Origin of the sequence: Thalassospira sp. MCCC 1A01428 (genome assembly GCF_002115825.1) — a bacterium.
GTDB lineage: Bacteria > Pseudomonadota > Alphaproteobacteria > Rhodospirillales > Thalassospiraceae > Thalassospira.
On record NZ_JFJZ01000012.1, the window covers coordinates 1 to 22,183 of the forward strand.

The window sequence follows — 22,183 nt, forward strand, 5'->3', positions numbered from 1 at the left end:
ATGCCGGGACTAAACACCTAGACAGCAAGGACCCGCGCATTGTGCGGTTTCTGGGCAAGGACCCGGGAAATGGTACCGCCCTTGGCTTAAAGGATGACTTTGCCTATCAGATCGTCAAGGCGCTGGGTAATTACGGGGAAATATTTGATCGTAATGTGGGCAAGGATAGCCCGCTGAAACTTGAACGTGGTTACAATGCCCTGTTTAAGGACGGCGGTTTGATGCTTCCTCTGGCGTTTCAATAAGCCATGTTGCAGTCCCTTTGGTATTCGGACCGGTTCCGGAGCTGGATCATGCAGATCGCCCTTTTGGGTGGTCTGCTGGGGCTCCTGTACTGGGTGGCCGGAAATGCAGTTAGCAATCTGGCCGAGCGTGGCATTCGTACCGGATTTGATTTTTTGTTTCATCCGGCGCGGTTTCCTATTTCCGAAAGTATTATCCATTACACCCCGTCGGACAGCTTTCTTTGGGCTTTTGTTGTCGGCGTGGCCAATACGCTTTGGCTTTCGGTTATCGCTGTTGTCCTGGCAACGATTGGCGGTCTTTTTCTGGCATTGGCGCAACTCTCAAAGCACCCTTTGCTGTCACGTCTGGCCGTCGGGTATGTCACGCTGTTTCGCAATATTCCGCTTATTGTGCAGTTATTGTTCTTTTACGGGTTGGTAACCTCGTCGTTACCTGCACCGCGCGATGCGTTTCAGCGGGTGTCGGGGGTGTTTTTATCCTTGCGCGGGGTTTATGCGCCAACCCTTGTCATGGGGCCGGGTGGCGGCTGGGTGATCGCGGCCTCGATCCTGTTGCTGATAGCGGTCATCCGGGTTGGGCATCGCCGGTTTCGCCATATCAGGTTGCTGCGGCGGTTACCTGCATATGCGGCTATATGGTTTTTGGGTAGCATTGTTATCTGGTGGTTGGCGGATGTGCCGCTTGGTCTTGAAAGCCCCGCGTTGCATGGGCTGAATTTTCGAGGTGGCATGTATTTGTCACCGGAATTTGCGGCAATCACCATCGGCCTGGCGCTATACACAACGGCATTCACCGGCGAAATCATTCGCGGCGGGATCGAGGCGGTAGACAAAGGGCAATGGGAAGGGGGCCGGGCACTGGGCCTTCGCGACCGACAAATTATGTTTCGCATTGTTCTGCCGCAGGCTCTGCGCATCATCGTTCCACCAATGACATCCCAATATCTTTCAACGGTGAAAAACACCACGTTGGCGGTGGCGGTGGGCTATCCGGAACTGGGCCTGGTTGTAAATACCGTTATCAATCAGACGGGGCAGGCACTGGAAAGCATTATGGTCATGCTGGGTGTATTTTTGACCGTTTCGCTGACCGTTTCGCTGATCATGAACCGGTTTAATGCCAAAATTGCGTTGGTGGAGCGTTAAGGACATGGCAAATCCAAATATACCAGCTAAACGGTCTGCCATTCATCGCCTGTTCACTCTGTTATTTGGCGACTGGCTATCGATTTTGTTAACGGTGCTGTCGCTAGGCATCGTGATTGGTCTTGTTCCGGCGTTTAACTGGGCGGTACTTGATGCGCACTGGACGGTTGCATCGCCTGCCGAATGTCGGGCCGGTGGTGCCTGCTGGGCGTTTATTTCGGCAAAGCTGAATTTCATTTTGTTCGGCTTGTATCCACCGGAAGAACAATGGCGGGCCATTATTGTGGTGATCGTGATTGTGATGCTGGTCTTGGCAACCCTTTCACCAAAGATGTGGGGTGGGCGGTTGTTGGTGCTGTGGGCAGCAGGCATTGCCGTGATGCTGGTGCTAATGAATGGTGGCATTCTGGGCCTTGCCTATGTGCCGACATCCAAATGGGGAGGGCTGCCTGTTACGCTTTTGCTGGCGGTATTGTCGCTGGGGCTGGCATTTCCTTTTGCCATTGTTTTGGCATTGGGGCGGCGCGGGTCTTTGCCCGTTATGCGTAATGTGTCGATTTTCATTATTGAAATCGTGCGAGGGCTGCCGCTGGTTGGGCTTTTGTTTGTGGCGGCTATTCTGCTGCCGCTGTTTCTGCCGCCCGATTGGACGATCGATAAACTGGGGCGAACCCTTGCGGCCTTAACGGTTTTTGCTGCGGCTTACCTTGCCGAGGTCATTCGCGGTGGTTTGCAAGGTTTGCCATCTGGCCAAATCGAGGCATCACAGGCCCTTGGTATTCCTTACTGGAGAATGGTCTGGCATATCGTTTTGCCACAAGCGATCCAGAAGGTTATTCCGCCTTTGACCAATACGGCCATCGTGATGGTTAAAAATACGGCACTGGTTTTGATCGTTGGCGTGTTCGACATGTTAAGTGCGGCGCGCAGTGCAGCAACTGATCCGGCGTGGCCGGGGCCATCGACAGAAGCCTATCTGTTTGTGGCCGGTATCTATTTTGTCATTTGTTATGGCATTGCCGCATATTCCCGCCATCTTGAAGCCGGCATAAATTCAAGGAATCATTCATGACCTATGCCATCGATGTTCAGGGCCTGAACAAATATTACGGGGCCTTCCACGCATTGCGCGATGTTGATTTTTGCGTTTCCGAACGCGAACGGGTGGTAATTTGTGGCCCTTCAGGGTCGGGAAAATCCACATTGATCCGCTGTTTGAACAAACTTGAATCCCATGATTCCGGCCATGTTGTCATTCGTGGTATTGAACTGGGCGATAATTTGCGGGATCTGGATGAAATCCGCCGTGAAGCAGGCATGGTGTTTCAGCATTTCAACTTGTTTCCGCATCTGACCGTGCTTGAAAACTGTGCCTTGCCGCAAATTCTGTCGCGCAAAACCAGTCGCAAGGAAGCCGAGGAACGCGCGCGGGACTATCTTGACCGTGTGCAGATTCTGGGGCAGGCGGCCAAATTCCCCGGTCAGCTATCGGGCGGGCAGCAGCAGCGCGCTGCTATTGCCCGTGCCTTGTGCATGAAACCGAAAATCATGCTGTTTGACGAGCCGACATCGGCCCTTGATCCTGAAATGATTGGCGAAGTACTTGATACCATGGTGGCCCTGGCCGAGGGCGGTATGACGATGGTGGTTGTTACCCACGAAATGGGTTTTGCCCGCCGGGTTGCTGACCGGGTTGTTTATATGGAGGCCGGTGAAATTGTTGAAACGGCCACGCCTGATGCCTTTTTTGACAATCCGCAGGACGAAAGAAGCCAGCGGTTCCTGTCGCGACTGGTAAAAGCCTGATCCGATAAGGCCGATAACCAAATAGCAGGTCGTGGTGACCCCGGTATTTTCGGAAATTAAAGATATCGTGAATACGAAAGTGAGCCTGATTTTCGGTGCCCCGATATAAAAATGTACCGTCAAATACGATGAAAGAAGACGGTGCCACATATTTGGTTTGTGGCACCGTTTTTCTTTTTAATAAGACATAAAGAAATCTTTATGTCTGTGTTGACAGTTGTGGCGTTTAGAGGCACTGTAGCCGTGTCGATGGTTCTTTCGTTTGATTGTCAGGCGGAAGCTAAGAGGGAATTCGGTGCGCCGTTTGAAGAAACGGCAATGCCGAAGCTGCCCCCGCAACTGTAAGCGGCGAGCTTTTATCCATGCATGGCCACTGAGACGTTCAGGCGTTTCGGGAAGGCCGGATAAAAGCCGTGACCCGTGAGCCAGGAGACCTGCCGCGACTTTATGTTACGTCCTCGGGCGGGGTGCCCCGGTGGAGTATTGTACTCTTGCCGGTGTTTTTCCGGTCAGGGGTGCGTGCTTTTGCCTGGCCTTTGCCCCCATTTATTGGGGTAAGTCTATGTCGAAGAATTTTTCCATTCCTGTTTCAACTCTGGGAACACCCCGGATCGGCCCACGGCGCGAATTGAAATTCGCATTGGAGGATTACTGGTCCGGCATGTCCGATCTTGCCACTTTGCAGGAAAAGGCATCGGCCTTGCGGTGTGCCAACTGGGCACGGCAAAAAAGCCTTGGTGTTGATCATGTGCCCAGCAACGATTTTTCCCTGTATGACCATGTGCTTGATCTTTATGTCATGGTTGGTGCAATTCCCGATGTCTATGACTGGCAGGGCGGGTTGATTCAACCCACCACCTATTTTGCCATGGCACGGGGAGATACACAGGAAGAAAGTTGCTGTGGTAAAACGGCCTATAAAGGCATTCCAGCCCTTGAAATGACCAAATGGTTTGACACCAATTATCATTATATGGTGCCGGAACTGTCCCCCGAACAGCATTTCACCCTGGCCTCGACCAAAGCGGTTGACGAATTTCGCGAAGCAAAAGCACTTGGTTTTAAAACCCGCCCGGTTTTGTTGGGGCCGGTTACGTTTCTGAAACTGGCAAAATCAACGGTCCCGGGGTTTGACCCGCTGTCCTTGCTGGACCGGTTGTTGCCCGTATATGCGGAAGTGCTTTGCCAGCTTAGAGATAGTGGCGCTGACTGGGTCCAAATTGATGAACCCTGCCTGGTCCTTGACCTTGATGACACCGAGCGTTCGGCTTTTAAAAAGGCGTACGAGGTACTGGGCAAGGCCGTTCCAAAATTGAAACTGATGCTGGCGACGTATTTTGGTAAACCGGGAGAAAACTTACCGACAGTGTTGTCATTGCCGGTGGCCGGGTTGCATGTTGATTTGGTCAGGGCACCTGAGCAGCTTGATGCCGTGATTAACGGTGCTGCGCCAAACCAGGTTATTTCGCTTGGCGTAATTGACGGGCGCAATATCTGGCGGGCCGATCTTCAGGCAATTTACGACTGGATTGCCCCGGCCATTGCGGCGCGCGGCAATGACCTGTTTGAACTGGCACCTTCATGCTCGCTTTTGCATGTGCCGATTGATCTGGAGCAGGAAAGCGATCTGGACCCGGACCTTAAAAGCTGGCTTTCATTCGCGGTTCAAAAAATACAGGAACTTAAAACCCTTTCACGGGCTTTTGGTGAAGGCGTAGGGGCGGTCGCATCGCTATTTCGTGAGGCATCGGCTGCACTTGCCACACGTCGCACGTCAGCGAAAGTTCATGATCGTCTGGTGACGGAACGTGTTTTGGGTATTTCTGCGGGTATGGATAATCGCAACAGCCCGTTTGATGTGCGTCGTCGTTTGCAAACCGTCAAACTGGGGCTGCCTGCTTTTCCAACCACAACCATTGGGTCCTTCCCGCAAACAACAGATGTGCGCAAATCCCGTGCGGCCTTTGCCAGGGGCAACATGGAACCCGATGCCTATGATGCCTTTATTCGTGAAGAAACCAGTGCCGCCATTCGCTGGCAGGAAGAAATTGGCATCGATGTGCTGGTCCATGGCGAGTTCGAGCGCAACGACATGGTACAGTATTTTGGCGAAAAACTGGCGGGATATGCCTTTACCAAACATGGCTGGGTACAAAGTTACGGGTCGCGATATGTTCGACCCCCCATCATTTATGGTGATGTATCGCGTCCCGATGCCATGACAGTTAAATGGTCGCATTATGCCCAGTCGTTAACTGACAGGCCGGTGAAGGGGATGCTGACCGGGCCTGTCACCATGATGCAATGGTCGTTTGTGCGAAATGATTTACCGCGCCGCGATGTCTGCGCCCAGATCGCACTGGCCCTGCGCGACGAGGTTACTGACCTTGAAGCAGCCGGTATCGGCCTGATCCAGATAGATGAACCCGCCTTGCGCGAAGGATTGCCGCTGCGTAAGGCGGACTGGAAAACCTATCTGGACTGGGCGGTTGAATGTTTTCGATTGTCGGCATCGGGCGTGCGTGATGAAACCCAGATCCACACTCACATGTGCTATTCCGAATTTAATGACATCATAGAAGCAATTGGTGCGATGGATGCGGATGTTATTTCGATTGAAACATCGCGTTCAAAAATGGAACTGCTGGATGCCTTTGTCGATTATGCCTATCCCAATGACATTGGCCCGGGGGTTTATGATATTCATTCGCCGCGTGTGCCAACCATTGATGAAATGGTTGATTTGCTGGTGGCAGCAACCCGGCAACTGTCGGCAAGCCAGATTTGGGTCAACCCGGATTGCGGCCTTAAAACCCGTAGATGGGATGAAGTGCGCCCGGCCCTTGTAAATATGGTCGAAGCAGCACGGTTATTGCGTCAGAACCTTGCGAAGGCCGCACAATGAGCCCGGATCACCCGGTGTTTTCCGGGCCAACCCGGATGGTTGATATCGTGTTTCCGGGTGCTGCAAATCATCATGGCACGTTGTTTGGGGGTGTTGGCCTTTCCTTTATGGACAAGGTTGCCTTTATTGCGGCGTCGCGCCACGGGCATGTCGATTTTGTCACGGCATCGTGTGACCGCATTGATTTTAATGCACCGGCGCAAATCGGGGACATTGTTGAACTGACGGGGTCTGTGGTTCGGGTCGGGTGTCGGTCATTGTCGGTAGAGGTCGATATGATCGCTGAAAACCCGTTAAGTGGCGTGCGTAACCATTGTTGCCGTGGTGGATTTAACATGGTGGCGATCGGGGCCGAACTTGGGGCGCGGGGCGGCAAATTGCCGCCCTTGCCAGACAATGCCGGGGTAACCGGGGCCGACGAAATACCGATACATCCGGCGATGGTCGAAATTGTTTTTCCCGAGAAAACCAGCCATTATGGCAGTTTATATGGGGGCAATGCACTTGCGGCCATGGGAAAAGCTGCCTTCGTTGCTGCATCCCGCCAGTGTCGGCAAACAGTTGTGATGGCGGGTGCAAAGCGGGTTGATTTCACCAGTCATATTCACAGTGGTGAAGTTGCCATTACCGTGCCGCGGGTGATTGACGTTGGGCAAAGCTCGATCCGGGTTGAGGTCCAGCTATGGGCCGAAAATTTACACGCAGATCAAAGGCGGCAATGTGGTGTTGGCGAGTTTGTGATGGTGGCCATTGATCACGATCATCGCCCAATACCGTTTCATAACCGCGCAGCATAATAATCGCGCTTTTATTGGGAAAGGAGGGCTGGCGTTCATCATGCGCCAGCCATTTTCCGATTGTTAAAATCACGGGTATTTCCGGCTAAAAAATGATCGATAGGCGATTGCCGGGAAAGCTGTTTGTGTTGGCCGAGACCAAATAACCCTTGGGTAAGGTGTTACATGGCAGGCGTTATTCTGCGGCGCGGGGCAGTGTGTTGCTCACAAGCTCGCTGATTTCGGGAAGGCAGGACCTGCAACCGGTTCCCGCCTGAAGCAAACGGCCAATATCGGCGGGTGTCATTGCATTTTGGGTGTGAATGGCACGCGTGATTGCCGTTAACCCGACCGAGAAGCACGAACAGATTAAACGGTCGTTGACTGCCGTAGCGTCGGGCATGCGCCCGGCTAACAAAGCATTGCGTTCCGAAGTGCTGATCGCGGCATTGCCAAGAAGGGTCGATATCCAGTCCCGGCCCAGGGTGGGTCGTTTCGGACCAACAAAAAGTGCGCCGGTAATGCATTCGCCCACAAGGCGGGCATAACGATGAATGCCCTTTTTGCCATCGCTATATTCAATGATTTGTTCAACGGTGTTATCCGACCCGATATTGGCCGCAGCGGTCAACATTGATTTAAACAGGCAGGGTTTGTCGCTGGCAATTTCATAAATCATGCAACCCGGGCCACTTGCAGCGACCCAATAAGGCAGGTGGGACAGGTCTACCGGGGCGTTTGAAAACAGCAACCCCTGCCATAGTGCTGTGAACGGTTCGATAGAAACCGGAATATATTTGGTTTCCGGCTGGCCGGAATAGGGGTCAACATTGGCCGTGGCCAGCCGACCAATACCACCGGCAGAAGAATAGACATCGTTCCAGTGCATCGGCATAAAAACCTCGCCCGGCATTTGGGCATTGCTTATTGAAACCCGCATCAAAGCGGTGCCTTGCAGGCTTTTGATCCGGGCCAATCCGCCATCACATAGTCCGTATCGCCTGGCGTCGACAGGATTGACCTCAAGCAGCGGTTCGGGACGGTGGGCTGATAACCGTGCTGCCGTTCCGGTGCGGGTCATGGTGTGCCATTGGTCGCGATAACGGCCGCTATTGCCAATCAGCGGGAAATCGGTGCTTGTTTGGGACAGGGGCAATTTATGCTGAACGGCCAGCATTCTGGCACGACCATTCGACGTTGTGAAAATGCCGTTGCCATAAAGGCGGTGGGCACCATCCTTTGGTTGATGTTTGCGCGAGGCAGGCCATTGAAACGGCTCCATTGCGTCATAGGCCGATTTTTTTGTTTTGCGCCAAATGCCAATGTCAAAGGCCCGTACGCCATCGTTTTCAAATTCCGATAATGCCGCATGTTCTGCAAAAATTTCGGCCGGGTCGCGGTATTTGAATGCCTTGCCATATCCCATAGCCGTGGCAACCTGGCTTATAATCCACCAATCGGGTTTGGCGTCGCCCTGTTGGTTGCGAAATGGGCGCTGGCGCGATATCCGGCGTTCCGAATTGGTAACCGTGCCCGATTTTTCGCCCCAGCCCGCCGCCGGAAGTTTAATATGGGCATAACGTAATGTGTCGGTGTCGTTGACTGTGTCTGAAACAATCACAAGCGGGCACCGTGATAACGCAAGCCTTACACGGCTGGCGTCGGGCAGGCTGACTGCCGGGTTGGTCGCCATAATCCAAACTGCCCTGATCTCGCCGGTTTCAATGGCGCGAAACATGTCAACGGCCTTATACCCTTCACCAGCTTTCAAAATGTCGGATTTCCAAAACCGTTTCACCCGGTTAACATCGTTTACATTGTTCGGGTCCATATGGGCGGCAAGCTGGTTGGCAAGGCCGCCAACTTCGCGGCCCCCCATGGCATTGGGCTGGCCGGTTACAGAAAACGGACTTGCCCCAGGTTTGCCAACCCGCCCGGTCGCCAAATGGTTGTTTATAATCGCATTAACCTTGTCCGACCCGCTACTGGACTGGTTTACGCCCTGCGAAAACACCGTAACCGTGCGCTCAAACTTTGCAAACCACTGAAAAAATGTTTCCAGTTTGGTCAGTCCCGATGCCGTTTGATCGGTTTTTACCGGGTCATCAAGCCCACATTTTTTGGCGGTGCTGGCAATATCGGGGCACTCGGCACGGGCGGCGGCAATGGCGTCTTCATATCCGCTAACATGCCGTGAAAGATAGGTCGGGTCGCACTGCCCGTTTTGCTCAAGCCATGCAAGCAACCCGTTAAACAGGGCCACGTCACTGCCCGGTTTGATCGGCAGGTGTAAATCGGCGATATCGCAACTGGCTGTTTTGCGCGGGTCGATTACGACAATTCTGGTGCCGCGTTTTTCTTTTGCGGCGCGTAAACGCTGGTTTAGAACCGGGTGACACCAGGCAAGGTTTGACCCGGTAAGTATAACCAGATCGGCAATTTCCAAATCTTCATAACATCCGGGGACGACATCGGCCCCAAAAGCACGTTTATGGCCAACCACGGTTGATGCCATGCATAACCGTGAATTTGTATCGATATGCGGGGATCCTATGAAACCCTTGATCAGTTTGTTGGCGACATAATAATCCTCGGTCAGTAATTGACCGGAAACATAAAACGCCACCGATTTCGGGCCATGCTGGTCAATCGTCTGGCGCAACCTTCTTGCGGTTTCGTTGGTTGCGGTTTTCCAGTCGGCAATTTTTCCATCGATTTCCGGGCTTAATAATCGAAAATCACGTTTTGTTTCGGCCGTAACAGTATCAATCAGGGCTGCCCCCTTAGAACAGATCCGGCCCCGGTTGGCCGGGTGGTCAGGGTCGCCCCCAACCGCCCAGCCATCCCGGGTGGGGGAGACGATTAACCCGCAGCCAACGCCGCAATAGGGGCAAGTGGTTTTAACCTCACCCTGCATGGCGCAATCCCGTTTGTTGTGCGTTCAGGCCGATATGGACGGTATCATTTACAACACGCACGTCCACTCGCGCTGCGCAGCCATCGTCTGTGCCTTGCGCCTCGCCGGTTTCCAGCGAAAAAACCATATTATGTAGCGGGCAGGTGACAAAGCGCCCATGGACAATACCCTGTGCCAATGGTCCGTCCTTGTGCGGGCAGCGGTCCAGCAGGGCGTAAATCTGATCATCAAGGGTGCGAAAAATTGCGATGCGGTCTGTTTCGGTTTGAAATGTGCGCGCGCCTTGCTGCGGAATATTGGAAAGGGGGCCGACATTTACCCAGGTTACGATATCTGACATTGCCGTTACTCCGCTGCGATCAGGGACAGGGATTTAAATTCATGGGAATCAACGCCCTGGCTGGCGCGTTCTGCCCATGGGTCAATTTGTGCGGTTTTCTGGCTTTCAAGGAACCGGGCAAACAGGGCAACACGGTTTTGGGTGTCATCGACAACCCGCTCCTGAACATGTTTCAGGCCGACCCGTTCTATCCATGGTGCCGTGCGTTCCAGATACCGGGCTTCTTCGCGATAAAGCTGAATAAAGGCGCCGCAATATTCCTTCACCTCGTCGCCGGTCGTTACCTTGCATAAAAGTTCGGTTGCGCGGACATGAATGCCGCCATTGCCGCCAACATGCAAATCCCACCCGCCATCGGTGGCAACCACACCAAAATCCTTGATTGTGGCTTCGGCACAATTGCGCGGGCATCCCGAAACGGCCATTTTGAATTTATGGGGCATCCATGATCCCCAGGTCATTTGTTCAAGTTCGACGGCCATGCCCATAGACATCTGCGTGCCAAAACGGCACCATTCCTGCCCGACGCAGCTTTTGACCGTTCGCAGCGATTTGCCGTAAGCATGGCCTGACACCATGCCAGCCGCGTTCAGGTCGGCCCAGACGGCAGGTAAATCTTCTTTTTTAACGCCCAAAAGGTCGATGCGCTGCCCGCCGGTTACTTTGACGGTGGGAATGTCGAATTTGTCGGCGACATCGGCGATGGCGCGTAATTCGCGCGGGTTGGTAAGGCCGCCCCACATGCGCGGCACCACCGAATAGGTACCATCTTTTTGAATGTTGGCATGAACACGTTCATTAATAAATCGCGATGCTGCGTGGTCAACATATTCGCCGGGCCATGCGGCCAGCAGGTAATAATTCAGGGCCGGGCGACATATATGGCACCCATCGGACGATTTCCATTCCAGTTCCTGCATTACGGCGGGCATGGATTTAAGGGTTTTTGCAATAATTAGCCGACGCACGCTGTCATGATCATGGTCGGTACAGGGGCAGACCGGTTTGATTGCGGCGGCCTCGTAATCGCCGCCCAGTGTTGCGGCCAGCAGGTTTTCTACCAAACCACTGCATGAGCCACAGGACGCGGAGGCTTTGGTATGGCCTTTAACCTCTTCAAGGGAGGTTAAGCCCTTTTCCGTAATCGCGGAAACAATGGTTCCTTTGCAAATGCCGTTGCAACCGCAAATTTCTGCATCATCGGGCAGGGCGGCAACGGCATCAAAAGGGTTTGCAGTGGCCCCTCCGGCAAAAGCCTGACCAAAAGCAAGAGTATCGCGCAGGTCGGTAACATCCTGCCCGTCTTTCATCAGTTGAAAATACCAGGCGCCGTCGGACGTATCACCGTACAGAACGGCACCTTTGATCCGCCCGTCTTCCAGCACAATGCGTTTGTAAACGCCGCGTCCGGCATCGCGAAACACGATTTCCTCGGTTTCGCCGCCACCGGAAAAATCGCCCGCCGAAAAAACATCAACACCGGTAACTTTCAGCTTGGTCGAGGTGACAGAACCAGCATAGCCGCCGGTTTCGATTTCGGTTAAATGATCGGCGCAGGATTTTGCCATTTCAAATAATGGTGCAACGAGGCCATAACACTGACCGCGATGTTGTACGCATTCGCCAACAGCAAAAATATCCGGATCGCTGGTGGTCATCACATCGTCAACAACGATGCCGCGTTCGACGGCTATTCCCGCGTCTGCGGCCAGGCGCCCGTTGGGGCGAATACCAACCGCCATGACCACCAGGTCAGCCGGGATCATATGTCCGTTCTTCAAACGAACACCTGTGACGCTGTCTGTGCCAATAATTTCGGCGGTGTTGGCTTCGGTTATCACGTCGATGCCGCGACGGCCCAGTTCTTGTGCCAAAAGATAGCCAGCCGACGGGTCCAACTGGCGTTCCATAACGTGGTTAGCCAAATGTAAGACCGTCACCGACATGCCGCGTGCTTGCAGGCCGGAAGCGGCCTCCAACCCCAAAAGTCCCCCGCCAATGACAACGGCAGGTCCGCCCTTTTGGGCAGCCTTCAGCATGACATCGACATCATCAACATCGCGAAATGTGACAACTCCCGGCAGTTTGTGTCCGGGTACCGGGATCATGATCGGGTCAGATCCGGTTGCCAGTAAAAGCTGGTCATAGGCGGTTTTTGATCCGCTTTTTGATATGACAATTTTACGATCCCGGTCGATCTCAACCACAGGGTCGTCAGATAACAAGTGAATATTATTTTCCTGATACCAGGACATTGTGTTGATCACGATGTCGTCGAATTTCTTTTCGCCCGACAGAAGTGGCGAAAGCATGATGCGGTTATAGTTAACACGGGGTTCAGCCCCGAAAACGGTGATGTCGTATTTGTCCGGCGCACGGGCAAGAATTTCTTCAACAGTGCGCATACCGGCCATTCCATTGCCGATAACGACAAGACGGGTTTTCTTTAAAAGTGCAGCAGGGACGTGGTTCATTTGTCTCTGGCTCCTGGTCGCGGGAAGCGAATTGGCAAAAAAAAACGCCCGGTGCGCATTGCCTGTAAAAAGGCAATGTCGCAACGGACGTCGTTATCCGGTGAACCCGTCATTGGATTCAATATCAGGGTCTGGCATTTCGGCCAGGGCAGCAGGCAGCTTTGCCCGCGCACTTAATCTATTTCTATACAAGTTGCGTGCCAGAATGCTTTTTTTGGTTAAATTTTTAATAAGTGCATGATGTAAAAAGAACTTTCAGCTACCCGGAATTGACCGCTGCGTGACGTAAAATTTATTAATGCTCATAAAATAGACACTCATATGTTAATGTGTATAAAAAATATGCGAAAATTAAACTACCCCGGAGTGGGGTGATGGGGAAGCTGGTGCGCATCTCATTTGAAACACTATCTATTTCAAATGGTTAGTCAAAAAATACTGCATTGCGAAAAAATTGGCGCGTAGTTTGCACCGCTGCAATTTGTGAGGCGCTTGGATGAAAGCAGACCCAATGACGGGTATCTCACAGTTCTTCGTCCAATGGCGGGCGATCAGACGTTTGGTTTTGGCGCGCAACGATGTCGCTGCCCTGACCGAAACGAATGACGGGCCGCCAGCGAACTCCATTTGGTGAAGCATGCGGCCCTTGGGGAAATAACCGTCGGTCATGCAATCGGGAACCTGATTGCATATGACCCGAACGAAGGGCTTCATTGTTATGGAAATCAAGAACAAAGCTCCGCGTATTAATTTGTTCAGCCTTAAAACGGTGCAGATGCGGACCTTTCATCTTACCTGGCTTGCATTTTTCCTGTGTTTTTTTGGCTGGTTTGGCATTGCTCCGCTGATGCCACTTGTGCGTGATGACCTGGGCCTGACCAAGGGGCAGATCGGAAATACCATTATTGCATCGGTAGCCATTACGGTTTTGGTGCGCCTGCTGATTGGTCCGCTTTGCGACAAAATCGGTCCGCGCAAAACCTACACTGCCTTGCTGGTGATCGGTTCCTTGCCGGTTATGCTGATCGGGCTTGCAGATAGCTACGAAACGTTCCTTCTTGCCCGTCTTGCCATTGGCTCGATCGGGGCATCGTTTGTGATTACGCAATATCATACATCGACCATGTTTGCGCCTAACATCGTGGGCACCGCAAATGCCACCACAGCCGGTTGGGGTAATTTGGGTGGAGGTATCACGCAAATGGTGATGCCGTTAATTTTGGCGATGGTGCTTGGTTTTGGTGTGTCTGAAACCATGGGCTGGCGTCTGGCAATGGTGTTTCCCGGTGTCATCATGCTGGTCGTTGCGGCCTTGTACTGGTTTTTTACCACCGATGCGCCCGACGGCAATTATGCCGATATGCGTAAAAATGGCGCGTTGTCGCCCGAAGACGACCATTCGGGTGCGACCAAAGGGATGTTGGCCGCAATCAGCGACTTTCGCGTCTGGGCATTGTTTTTGGTGTATGGCGCATGTTTTGGTGTCGAACTGACCATCAACAATATTGCGGCGATTTATTTCTTTGACCGGTTCGAGCTTAGCCTGCAAACAGCCGGGCTGATCGCCGGTTTGTTTGGCCTGATGAACATCTTTGCCCGCACGCTTGGTGGCATGTTTTCCGATAAATTTGCCGCAGCAGGCGGCCTTTCCGGCCGGGTAAGGTTTTTGTTTCTGGCCCTGTTTATCGAAGGTATCGCCCTTGTCGCATTTTCAATGATGGATGCGCTGGTCATTGCGGTGTCGATGATGGTGGTGTTTTCGTTGTTCGTGCAAATGTCGGAAGGTGCAACCTTCGGGATCGTGCCCTTTATTAACCGCAAGGCACTGGGATCGGTCGCCGGTATTGTCGGGGCCGGTGGAAATGCCGGTGCCGTTGCCGCAGGGTTTTTGTTTAAATCTGAATCCCTGACCTATCAACAGGGCCTGATGTATTTGGGCATTGCCGTTATTATCTGTTCCTTTGCGGCCCTTTTGGTGCGTTTTTCGGAAAAAACCGTGGCCGAGGAAAAAGAACGCTTTGAAAAAGCCGTCCGGGAACGTGATGGCGTGCCTGCGGGTGCACAGGCCATTCCGGCAGAATAGAAAATTGAATACCGGAATGCGGCCAATGTCGCATTCCGGTCATGCTGTCAGTCGGGGTGGCATTTCCCGGTTGAGACAAGGCAGGTAAGGGCGCATTGGGGAGAATGATCGTGGTCGTCAGGGATTTGGGTTGCTTTAAATGAACCTTGCAGACTTTAGTATTCTGGTGATTGACGAAAACCCGGACCGCGCCGCCATTGTCGAGCGCGGCCTTGTTGAAGGCGGCTATACCCGTGTAAGCCGTATTGGCACGTCGTTTAACCTGGTGGAACGCATTCAGGCATTGGCCCCTGATATTATTATCATCGACCTTGAAAACCCCGATCGCGATACGCTTGAACAGATGTTTCAGGTGTCGCGGGCGATTTCGCGGCCGATTGCGATGTTTGTTGATCAAAGTGATTCCAGCATGATCCGTGAATCTGTCGAAGCCGGGGTAAGTGCTTATGTTGTTGACGGTTTAAGGCAGGACCGCATCCGGCCGATTGTTGAAATGGCAATTTCACGTTTTAATGCCTTTCATCAATTGCGCCGCGAACGCGACGAGGCCATGGCAAAACTAAGCGAACGCAAGCTGATCGACCGGGCAAAAGGATTGCTGATGCAGGAAAAAGGCCTGACCGAGGAGGCTGCATATAACCTGCTGCGCAAAAACGCCATGAAACAGAACCGCAAGATTTATGAAATTGCGCAAAGCGTGATTACTGCTTTTCAGTTGGAGTTCTAATTCATGTCTCTTATGCAGGTTCGCCTTGGTTTCGTACCGTTAATTGATTGTGCCTTGCCCGTTGTTGCCCGTGCCAAAGGTTTTGCGGAAGATGAAAATATAGACCTTGTTCTGGTGCGCGAAATGTCGTGGGCGGCCATTCGCGACAAGCTGTCTTACGGGCTTTTTGACGCCGCACATTTGTTGGCAGGTATTCCCCTTGCGGCGCGTCTTGGTCTTGGCGGGATGCCATCGCAACATTTGGTCGTGCCAATGGCGCTTGGCCGTGGCGGGAATGCGATTACGGTTTCCACCCGGCTTTATCAGCGCATGCTGGAAGCAGACCCGGCAGCGATGCGTGGACCACGTGGGTTGTCTGCACGCGCCCTTAAAAAAGTAATTGACGGTGACCGGGCGGCTGGTCGGCCGGTTTTGTCTTTTGCAACGGTTTTTCCGTTCTCCAGCCACAATTATGAACTGCGTTACTGGATGGCTGCAGCAGGGATTGACCCCGATAATGACGTTAATATTGGCGTTATTGCCCCGCCTCGCATGTTCGACAGTTTACGTAATGGCTGGGTTGACGGTTATTGTGTGGGGGAACCCTGGAACCAGCGCGCTGTATTTCACGGTGATGGCGTTATTGTTGCCCTGAAAGACGACATATGGGCGCGCAGCCCGGAAAAAGTGCTGGGTGTTCGGGAAGACTGGGCGTTATCCAATGCTGAAACACTCGATGCTCTGGTTCGTGCCCTGGTGCGTGCTGCCGAATGGGCCGATCAGGGGGAAAACCGGACTGAATTGGCGCAGTTGCTGTCAGAAGAGCATTATGTAGGGGCATCGTTTGATATTTTACGGGCATCCTTGCAGGGACGCCCGGTGTTAAAACCCGGCGATGATCCGGTTGATGCACCGGATCGCCATGTTTTTTATCGCTATACCGCCACCTTCCCGTGGTTGTCGCAAGGTGTTTGGGTGGGGCGGCAAATGCAGCGCTGGGGGCAGGTTGGTCACCAGGTTAATTTCAACGATGTTGTTCGCGACGTTTATCGCCCCGATATATACCGCCGCGCCGTCGCCAGCCTGGATGTCGCCTTACCCGCCGAAGACTGGCGGGTAGAAGGGCTTGCTAATGCCGGGGATCGTGCTTTGGTTGGGCCCGACAGCTTTCTGGATGGCACCCTTTTTGACATGCGCGGATGATGCATTCACGGCAATGAAAGCCCGGTTGGCCGATCGTGGCTTGCGGATTTATGGCGCTTCCTGCCACACAATGCCGGTCGGGAAGGTGTGATCAACAATGCTTTGCGGTTTCATGGTGATCGAGAAACCGGGGGCCGTCGGGGCGATATAGCGTCCATTGCGGATGATGCAGGGCGTTTCGAAATGTTCATGCAAATGGTCAACATATTCCAGAACCCGATCCTCGAGCGAGGCCGAAACGCAGATATAATCGATCATGGAGAGGTGCTGGACATATTCGCACAGGCCCACACCGCCTGCATGCGGGCAGACGGGTTTATTGAATTTTTTTGCCATCAGCAAAATCGCCATGATTTCGTTGACGCCACCGACCCGGCAACTGTCAATTTGCACAACGTCAATTGCGTCAGCTTGCAGGAATTGTTTAAAAATAATGCGGTTCTGGCAATGTTCGCCAGTGGCAACGCGGATGGGCGAAATGCCGTCACGGATTTGTTTGTGACCCAGGATATCATCTGGGCTGGTGGGTTCTTCAATAAACCAGGGGTCAAATTCGGCCAGTTGCTTCATCCATGAAATGGCCTGGTCAACTTCCCAGTTCTGATTGGCATCGACCATTAATTTGCGATCCGGGCCAATCACATCACGTGCAATGGCAAGACGGCGGCGGTCATCTTCCACATCAAGCCCGACTTTCAGCTTGATATGGGTCCAACCGGCATCAATGGCTTCCTGGCAAAGACGGCGCAGTTTTTCATCGCTATAGCCCAGCCAGCCTGCCGATGTGGTATAGGCCGGGTAACCCTGATGGCGCATTTCATCGATGCGGGCCTGTTTGCCCGGTTCGGCCGCACGCAGAATTTCAAGGGCTTCATCGCGGGTTAATGCATTGGTCAGATAGCGAAAATCAACGCATTCAACAAATTGTTCCGGGGTCATTTCTGCGACAAGCTGCCAGACGGGTTTACCCGCGGCCTTGCCCCACATATCCCAGATCGCATTAACAACGGCCCCTGTTGCCAGATGCATGACGCCCTTGTCCGGGCCAAGCCAGCGCAACTGGCTGTCGCCGGTTAAATCGCGCCAGGTCTGGCCCATATTTTTGGTAAGGTCGTTTAGCGATTTGCCCACCAGCAGGTGCGACATGGCATTGATGGCGGCAACACAGACATCATTGCCCCGGCCGATGGTAAAGGTCAGGCCGTGGCCGGAAAGACCGGGCTGGTCGGTTTCGATAATGACATAGGCAGCGGAATAATCCGGGTCCTTGTTCATGGCATCCGACCCGTCAAGCTGACGTGACGTCGGAAACCGTATGTCGATTGCCTTGATCCCTGTAATGACCGGATTCATGCCCTGCTGCCTCGTTATTTTATAAATGGAACACTGTTTTAAATATGGTGTATTTTCGTGCTTGGCAAGTCCCGGTTTTTACGAAAAGCTGCGGCAGTTGAGGAACAAGGGTAAAATATGTCCGACGATACCAAACGCATATACAAGGCTCCGGCCCTGGAAAAGGGGTTGGAGATTTTGGAAATTCTGGCCGCAGAACGTCGTCCGATGAGCATGGGCGCAATTGCAAGTGCGCTTGGCCGCTCCAAAAGCGAGATTTTCCGTATGCTTTCGGTGCTGGAGCAAAAAGGCTATCTGGAGCGCAAGGACGGGTCGGAACTTTTTCATATTACCAACCATTTGTTCGAACTTGGCATGCAGGTGTCGCCGGTTTCAACCCTGTTGGAAGCCGCTTTGCCGCAAATGCGCAGGCTGGCGGCGCGGGTGGGGCAATCGTGCCATTTGGCGGTGCCGTCGCGCGACCAGATGGTGGTTATTGCCCGGGTGGAAAGCCCGGAGGCGATTGGCTTTTCGGTACGTGTTGGTTATCGGCGCAGTTTGGCGGATTCCGGGTCGGGCAAGGTTTTGCTGGCATGGATGTCACCCGAACGTCGCGCACCATTGATGGAATATTTTGGCGAACGCCTGGGCGCGTCCTTTAACGCGGAAATTTGGGAAGATGAGCTAAAAGCCATACGGACGCGCGGCTATGTCGAGGTGCAAAGCACTGCCACCGTTGGTATTGTTGATGTTGGCGCACCTGTTTTGCAAGGTGAAGGCGGGGATCTGTTGGCCAGCCTGACCATCCCCTATCTGGGTGGTCCTGGTACCCCGTACAAGGTGGCCGATACCGTACCCTTTATTCTGGAAACAGCACAGGAAATTACCCGGCTAACCGGATCGCACGGCGGCTTGTAAGGCATTTTGAATACCTCACTTGCCGGGCACCGGTTTGCGGTTTGGCCTCAAATGTTCTTTTTGTCGTAAAATACAATTGAAATGATAATTTAAATATGAAACGATCCTGACCTGTCGCGAAAATGCGAGCATGGGAGGATTAAATTTATGGCCCGTCAGAAGCGCCAAATTGGTAATACCGGTTTAGATGTCAGCGTCCTTGGGTTTGGCGGCGCGCCGTTGGGAAACATGTATCGTCCGCTTGATGATGATCAGGCGCGCGAAACCTTGCAGGTCGCCTGGGATTGCGGATTTCGCTATTTTGATACTGCCCCGCGCTATGGTTATGGCCTGAGCGAACGGCGCACCGGTGACTTTTTGCGCGCGCAAAGTGAACCCTATATTCTGTCGACCAAGGTTGGCCGCCTTTTGCACCGCATTGAGGGCGACATTCCCCAGGACCGCCCGTTTGTCGATGCACTGCCGTTTGTTGAGGTCTACGATTACAGCTATGACGCGGTGATGCGATCGGTCGAGGATAGCTGGCAGCGTTTGGGGCTGCGTCGCATTGATATTGCCTATATCCACGATATTGGTAGCCTGACCCATGGCAAGGATGCCCACCCGCGCCTGATGCGCGACGCGATGGAGGGGGGCGCACGGGCGCTGGACGAGCTTAAAAAGGCCGGGTTGATTGGCGCGTATGGCCTTGGCGTGAATGAATGGGAAGTCTGCCTTGAAGCCCTGAAATCCACCGATATGGATGTGTTTTTGCTGGCCGGGCGTTATACGCTTTTGGAACAGGAAGCGCAGGAAACTTTCCTGCCGGAATGTTTGCGGCGTAATGCCTCGGTTGTTGTTGGCGGGGCGTTTAATTCAGGTATTTTGGTGACAGGCCCCAAGCCGGGGGCGAAATATGATTATGAAGATGCCCCGCAGCATATTCTGGATCGGGCGCAAAAAATTGAACAGATTTGCAACGACCATAATGTGCCGCTGCCTGCTGCTGCCATTCAGTTTCCGCTAACGCATCCTGCTGTTGTGTCGGTTATTCCCGGTGCCAGCTCGCCGCGCCATGTGAAGCAGGCGGTCGAATGGGCTGAATTGCAAATTCCGTCCGCATTATGGAATGATTTACGTGAACAGGGCCTGTTGCGGGCCGATGTGCCAGTACCGGGCGAAGATTTACTGACAGGCGGTGCCGCCCCCGGAGGCATTGCGTAATGGCAAATAATATTGCCCTGATCGATGCTCACCAGCATTTCTGGCAAATTGATCGCGGGGATTATGGCTGGTTAACACCGGATGTAACGGCCCTGTATCGCGATTTTCTGCCCGATGATCTTGAGCCGATCCTGACCGGGCAAAACATTGCCAAAACCGTATTGGTACAGGCCGCGCCCAGTGTGGCTGAAACCGATTTCATGCTGTCGCTGGCAAGTATGCACGATTTTATAGCCGGGGTGGTTGGCTGGGTTGATTTTGAAGAACCGAACGCCGCCATTGCCGATATTGCCCGCTGGGCCAAACATGACAAATTTGTCGCTGTGCGGCCAATGATACAGGATATCGAAGACCCGGCATGGATGCTGCGTGCCGAATTTGCCCCGGTATTTGAAGCCCTGATGGCGCGCAATCTGGCATTTGATGCCCTGGTGCATCCGCGCCATTTGGGCAATTTGCAAATTTTGGCCCGGCGTTATGCCAGCCTGCGCATCGTTATTGACCATGCCGCCAAACCCAAAATCCGCAATGGCATTCATGGCCCGGATGCCTATGTGGAATGGGCGCGGATGATGGGGGAATTTACCCCGTTAAAAAACGTATATTGCAAGGTTTCCGGCCTTCTGACCGAAGCAGGCGAGGGGGCCGGCCTGCATGATCTGAAACCGTATCTGGACCATTTGCCGCGTGTTTTTGGCGCAGACCGCTTGATGTGGGGCAGCGACTGGCCGGTGCTGGGGCTGGCGGCGGATTATGCCGACTGGGTGAAAATGACCCGCGAGTGGCTGGGGTCCTTTGCGCCGAGTGAGGCAGAAAAGATTGCTGCAAAAACCGCAGCGCATTTTTATCAATTACAATAATTGCCGGATTACAAAGCTCCCTCCCGGTGGCGCGCTACACCCTTAGCCACCGGGGTTTTGGGCGGTTGGTCCACAATCAACCGCCCTTTTTTCTTTTAACTGTCGTGTTTTCATACCCGTTAGTAAATGAGGCCGTAATGAAACGTGTTGGCATGGTCATTCATGTGAAGCCGGAAAAACTGGCAGAATATAAAAAGCTCCATGCGGAGCCGTGGCCTGGTGTGCTGGAAACGTTGCGTAACCATCACGTGCATAATTACGTGATCTATCAGCACGCTGATTTGCTGTTTGGTCATATGGAATATGACGGTGACGATTTTAAAGCCGACATGGCCGACATTGCCAAAGACCCGGTAACACAGGACTGGTGGAAACTGACCGACCCGTGCCAGTCGCCGCTTGTGACCCGCAAGGAAGGCGAATGGTGGGCGGAAATGGAAGAAGTTTTTTATATGGCCTGACGGTGCGCCGTAACACCGCCCGTTAAATAAGCAAACAAAAATGACCACACACGCAGGAGAGCGAAATGGCAGGAAGACTGGCAGGGAAAACCGCCGTAGTAACCGCCGCAGGGCAGGGCATTGGCCGCGCAACAGCAGAAATGTTTGTCGCCGAAGGGGCAAAGGTGATTGCCACCGATATTAACGAAGATGCGCTGGCGACCCTGTCGGGCATGGAAACCCGCAAACTTGATGTAACCGATGGTGCCGCCATTGCTGCCTTTGGCAAGGAAACCGGGGCGGTGGATATTTTGTTTAACTGTGCCGGGTTTGTGCATCATGGCAGTATTCTTGACTGCGACGAAGATGCTTATGATTTCAGCTTTAACCTGAATGTGCGTTCGCAATACCGCATGATGCGCGCCTTTTTACCGGCCATGCTGGAAAATGGCGGCGGGTCTATTGTTAATATGTCGTCGGTGGCATCCTCGGTTAAGGGGGTTCCGGTGCGCTTTATTTACGGGGCCACCAAGGCGGCGGTTATTGGCATGACCAAATCGGTTGCGGCTGATTTTGTTGGCAAGGGCATTCGCTGTAACGCCATTTGCCCCGGCACAGTCGAAAGCCCGTCGCTGGAACAGCGTATGTCGTCGCAGGGCGGCGATTTTGCCGAAGTCCGCAAGGCATTTGTCGCCCGCCAGCCGATTGGCCGCATTGGCCAGCCCGGCGAAATTGCCGCTCTTGCCACTTATCTGGCCTCGGACGAAGCAAGCTATACCACTGGCACCATTCATGTGATTGACGGTGGCTGGGTAAACTGATCCATTCG

At 53.3% G+C, this 22,183-nt stretch carries 18 protein-coding genes, 1 pseudogene and 1 riboswitch; of the genes and pseudogenes, 14 read left to right on the forward strand and 5 right to left on the reverse strand.

What is annotated here, in order from left to right:
• The 6 genes and pseudogenes from THS27_RS11595 to THS27_RS11620 all read left to right on the forward strand — a co-directional run.
• Positions 1 to 245 (forward strand): annotated as a pseudogene (locus THS27_RS11595) (amino acid ABC transporter substrate-binding protein); the annotation flags it as partial.
• A gap of 48 nt (positions 246 to 293) precedes the next feature.
• Positions 294 to 1,391: an amino acid ABC transporter permease gene (locus THS27_RS11600; RefSeq protein WP_210402890.1), complete on the forward strand. Its 1,098-nt coding sequence runs from the start codon at positions 294 to 296 to the stop codon at positions 1,389 to 1,391.
• A gap of 4 nt (positions 1,392 to 1,395) precedes the next feature.
• A complete protein-coding gene (locus tag THS27_RS11605) occupies positions 1,396 to 2,463 on the forward strand; it encodes an amino acid ABC transporter permease (protein WP_139835556.1) in 1,068 nt (355 codons plus the stop codon).
• Entirely contained in the window at positions 2,460 to 3,197 is a 738-nt protein-coding gene (locus THS27_RS11610) for an amino acid ABC transporter ATP-binding protein (RefSeq protein WP_085591004.1), read from the forward strand. Before THS27_RS11605 ends, THS27_RS11610 begins: the two co-directional genes overlap by 4 nt.
• A 233-nt stretch (positions 3,198 to 3,430) precedes the next feature.
• A riboswitch (cobalamin riboswitch) is annotated at positions 3,431 to 3,654 on the forward strand.
• A gap of 105 nt (positions 3,655 to 3,759) precedes the next feature.
• Complete coding sequence (gene metE, locus THS27_RS11615) at positions 3,760 to 6,102, forward strand: 5-methyltetrahydropteroyltriglutamate--homocysteine S-methyltransferase (protein WP_085591006.1); 2,343 nt, start codon at positions 3,760 to 3,762, stop codon at positions 6,100 to 6,102.
• Positions 6,099 to 6,899: an acyl-CoA thioesterase gene (locus THS27_RS11620; protein ID WP_085591008.1), complete on the forward strand. Its 801-nt coding sequence runs from the start codon at positions 6,099 to 6,101 to the stop codon at positions 6,897 to 6,899. The genes metE and THS27_RS11620 overlap by 4 nt, the downstream gene beginning before the upstream one ends.
• A 175-nt stretch (positions 6,900 to 7,074) precedes the next feature.
• Here the strand turns inward: THS27_RS11620 and THS27_RS11625 are convergent, their stop codons facing one another.
• The 4 genes from THS27_RS11625 to THS27_RS11640 form a co-directional block, all read right to left on the reverse strand.
• Positions 7,075 to 9,795: a nitrate reductase gene (locus THS27_RS11625; RefSeq protein WP_085591010.1), complete on the reverse strand. Its 2,721-nt coding sequence runs from the start codon at positions 9,793 to 9,795 to the stop codon at positions 7,075 to 7,077.
• Positions 9,785 to 10,135, reverse strand: a complete 351-nt coding sequence (gene nirD / locus THS27_RS11630; RefSeq protein WP_085591011.1) for a nitrite reductase small subunit NirD — start codon at positions 10,133 to 10,135, stop codon at positions 9,785 to 9,787. Before nirD ends, THS27_RS11625 begins: the two co-directional genes overlap by 11 nt.
• A gap of 5 nt (positions 10,136 to 10,140) precedes the next feature.
• Positions 10,141 to 12,609, reverse strand: a complete 2,469-nt coding sequence (nirB, locus tag THS27_RS11635; RefSeq protein ID WP_085591013.1) for a nitrite reductase large subunit NirB — start codon at positions 12,607 to 12,609, stop codon at positions 10,141 to 10,143.
• Positions 12,610 to 13,020: 411 nt separating this feature from the next.
• Complete coding sequence (locus THS27_RS11640) at positions 13,021 to 13,278, reverse strand: hypothetical protein (RefSeq protein WP_085591015.1); 258 nt, start codon at positions 13,276 to 13,278, stop codon at positions 13,021 to 13,023.
• 22 nt (positions 13,279 to 13,300) lie between these two features.
• On the opposite strand from THS27_RS11640, the gene THS27_RS11645 reads away from it, so the two are divergent.
• The 3 genes from THS27_RS11645 (at position 13,301) to THS27_RS11655 (ending at position 16,601) form a co-directional block, all read left to right on the forward strand.
• Complete coding sequence (locus THS27_RS11645) at positions 13,301 to 14,692, forward strand: MFS transporter (protein WP_246832939.1); 1,392 nt, start codon at positions 13,301 to 13,303, stop codon at positions 14,690 to 14,692.
• A gap of 139 nt (positions 14,693 to 14,831) precedes the next feature.
• Positions 14,832 to 15,419: an ANTAR domain-containing response regulator gene (locus tag THS27_RS11650; RefSeq protein WP_085591018.1), complete on the forward strand. Its 588-nt coding sequence runs from the start codon at positions 14,832 to 14,834 to the stop codon at positions 15,417 to 15,419.
• Between the two features lie 3 nt (positions 15,420 to 15,422).
• The gene (locus tag THS27_RS11655) at positions 15,423 to 16,601 is read left to right on the forward strand and encodes a CmpA/NrtA family ABC transporter substrate-binding protein (RefSeq protein ID WP_085591020.1); all 1,179 of its coding nucleotides are present in this window, start codon (positions 15,423 to 15,425) and stop codon (positions 16,599 to 16,601) included.
• Positions 16,602 to 16,649: 48 nt separating this feature from the next.
• On the opposite strand, the gene THS27_RS11660 is transcribed toward THS27_RS11655, so the two are convergent.
• Positions 16,650 to 17,954, reverse strand: a complete 1,305-nt coding sequence (locus THS27_RS11660; protein ID WP_085591022.1) for an L-fuconate dehydratase — start codon at positions 17,952 to 17,954, stop codon at positions 16,650 to 16,652.
• Positions 17,955 to 18,071: 117 nt separating this feature from the next.
• Here THS27_RS11660 and THS27_RS11665 point away from each other — a divergent pair, with 117 nt between their 5' ends.
• From THS27_RS11665 to THS27_RS11685, 5 genes are all read left to right on the forward strand, one after another.
• Positions 18,072 to 18,851, forward strand: a complete 780-nt coding sequence (locus THS27_RS11665) for an IclR family transcriptional regulator (protein ID WP_085591024.1) — start codon at positions 18,072 to 18,074, stop codon at positions 18,849 to 18,851.
• Between the two features lie 147 nt (positions 18,852 to 18,998).
• Positions 18,999 to 20,054 (forward strand): aldo/keto reductase, encoded by a 1,056-nt coding sequence (locus THS27_RS11670; RefSeq protein WP_085591026.1) that lies wholly within the window; start codon positions 18,999 to 19,001, stop codon positions 20,052 to 20,054.
• On the forward strand, positions 20,054 to 20,914 hold the full coding sequence (locus THS27_RS11675) for an amidohydrolase (RefSeq protein WP_085591028.1): 861 nt from the start codon (positions 20,054 to 20,056) through the stop codon (positions 20,912 to 20,914). The genes THS27_RS11670 and THS27_RS11675 overlap by 1 nt, the downstream gene beginning before the upstream one ends.
• Before the next feature lie 137 nt (positions 20,915 to 21,051).
• Positions 21,052 to 21,375, forward strand: a complete 324-nt coding sequence (locus THS27_RS11680; protein WP_085591030.1) for an L-rhamnose mutarotase — start codon at positions 21,052 to 21,054, stop codon at positions 21,373 to 21,375.
• Positions 21,376 to 21,440: 65 nt separating this feature from the next.
• On the forward strand, positions 21,441 to 22,175 hold the full coding sequence (locus THS27_RS11685) for an SDR family oxidoreductase (protein ID WP_085591032.1): 735 nt from the start codon (positions 21,441 to 21,443) through the stop codon (positions 22,173 to 22,175).
• Positions 22,176 to 22,183: the final 8 nt, after the last annotated feature.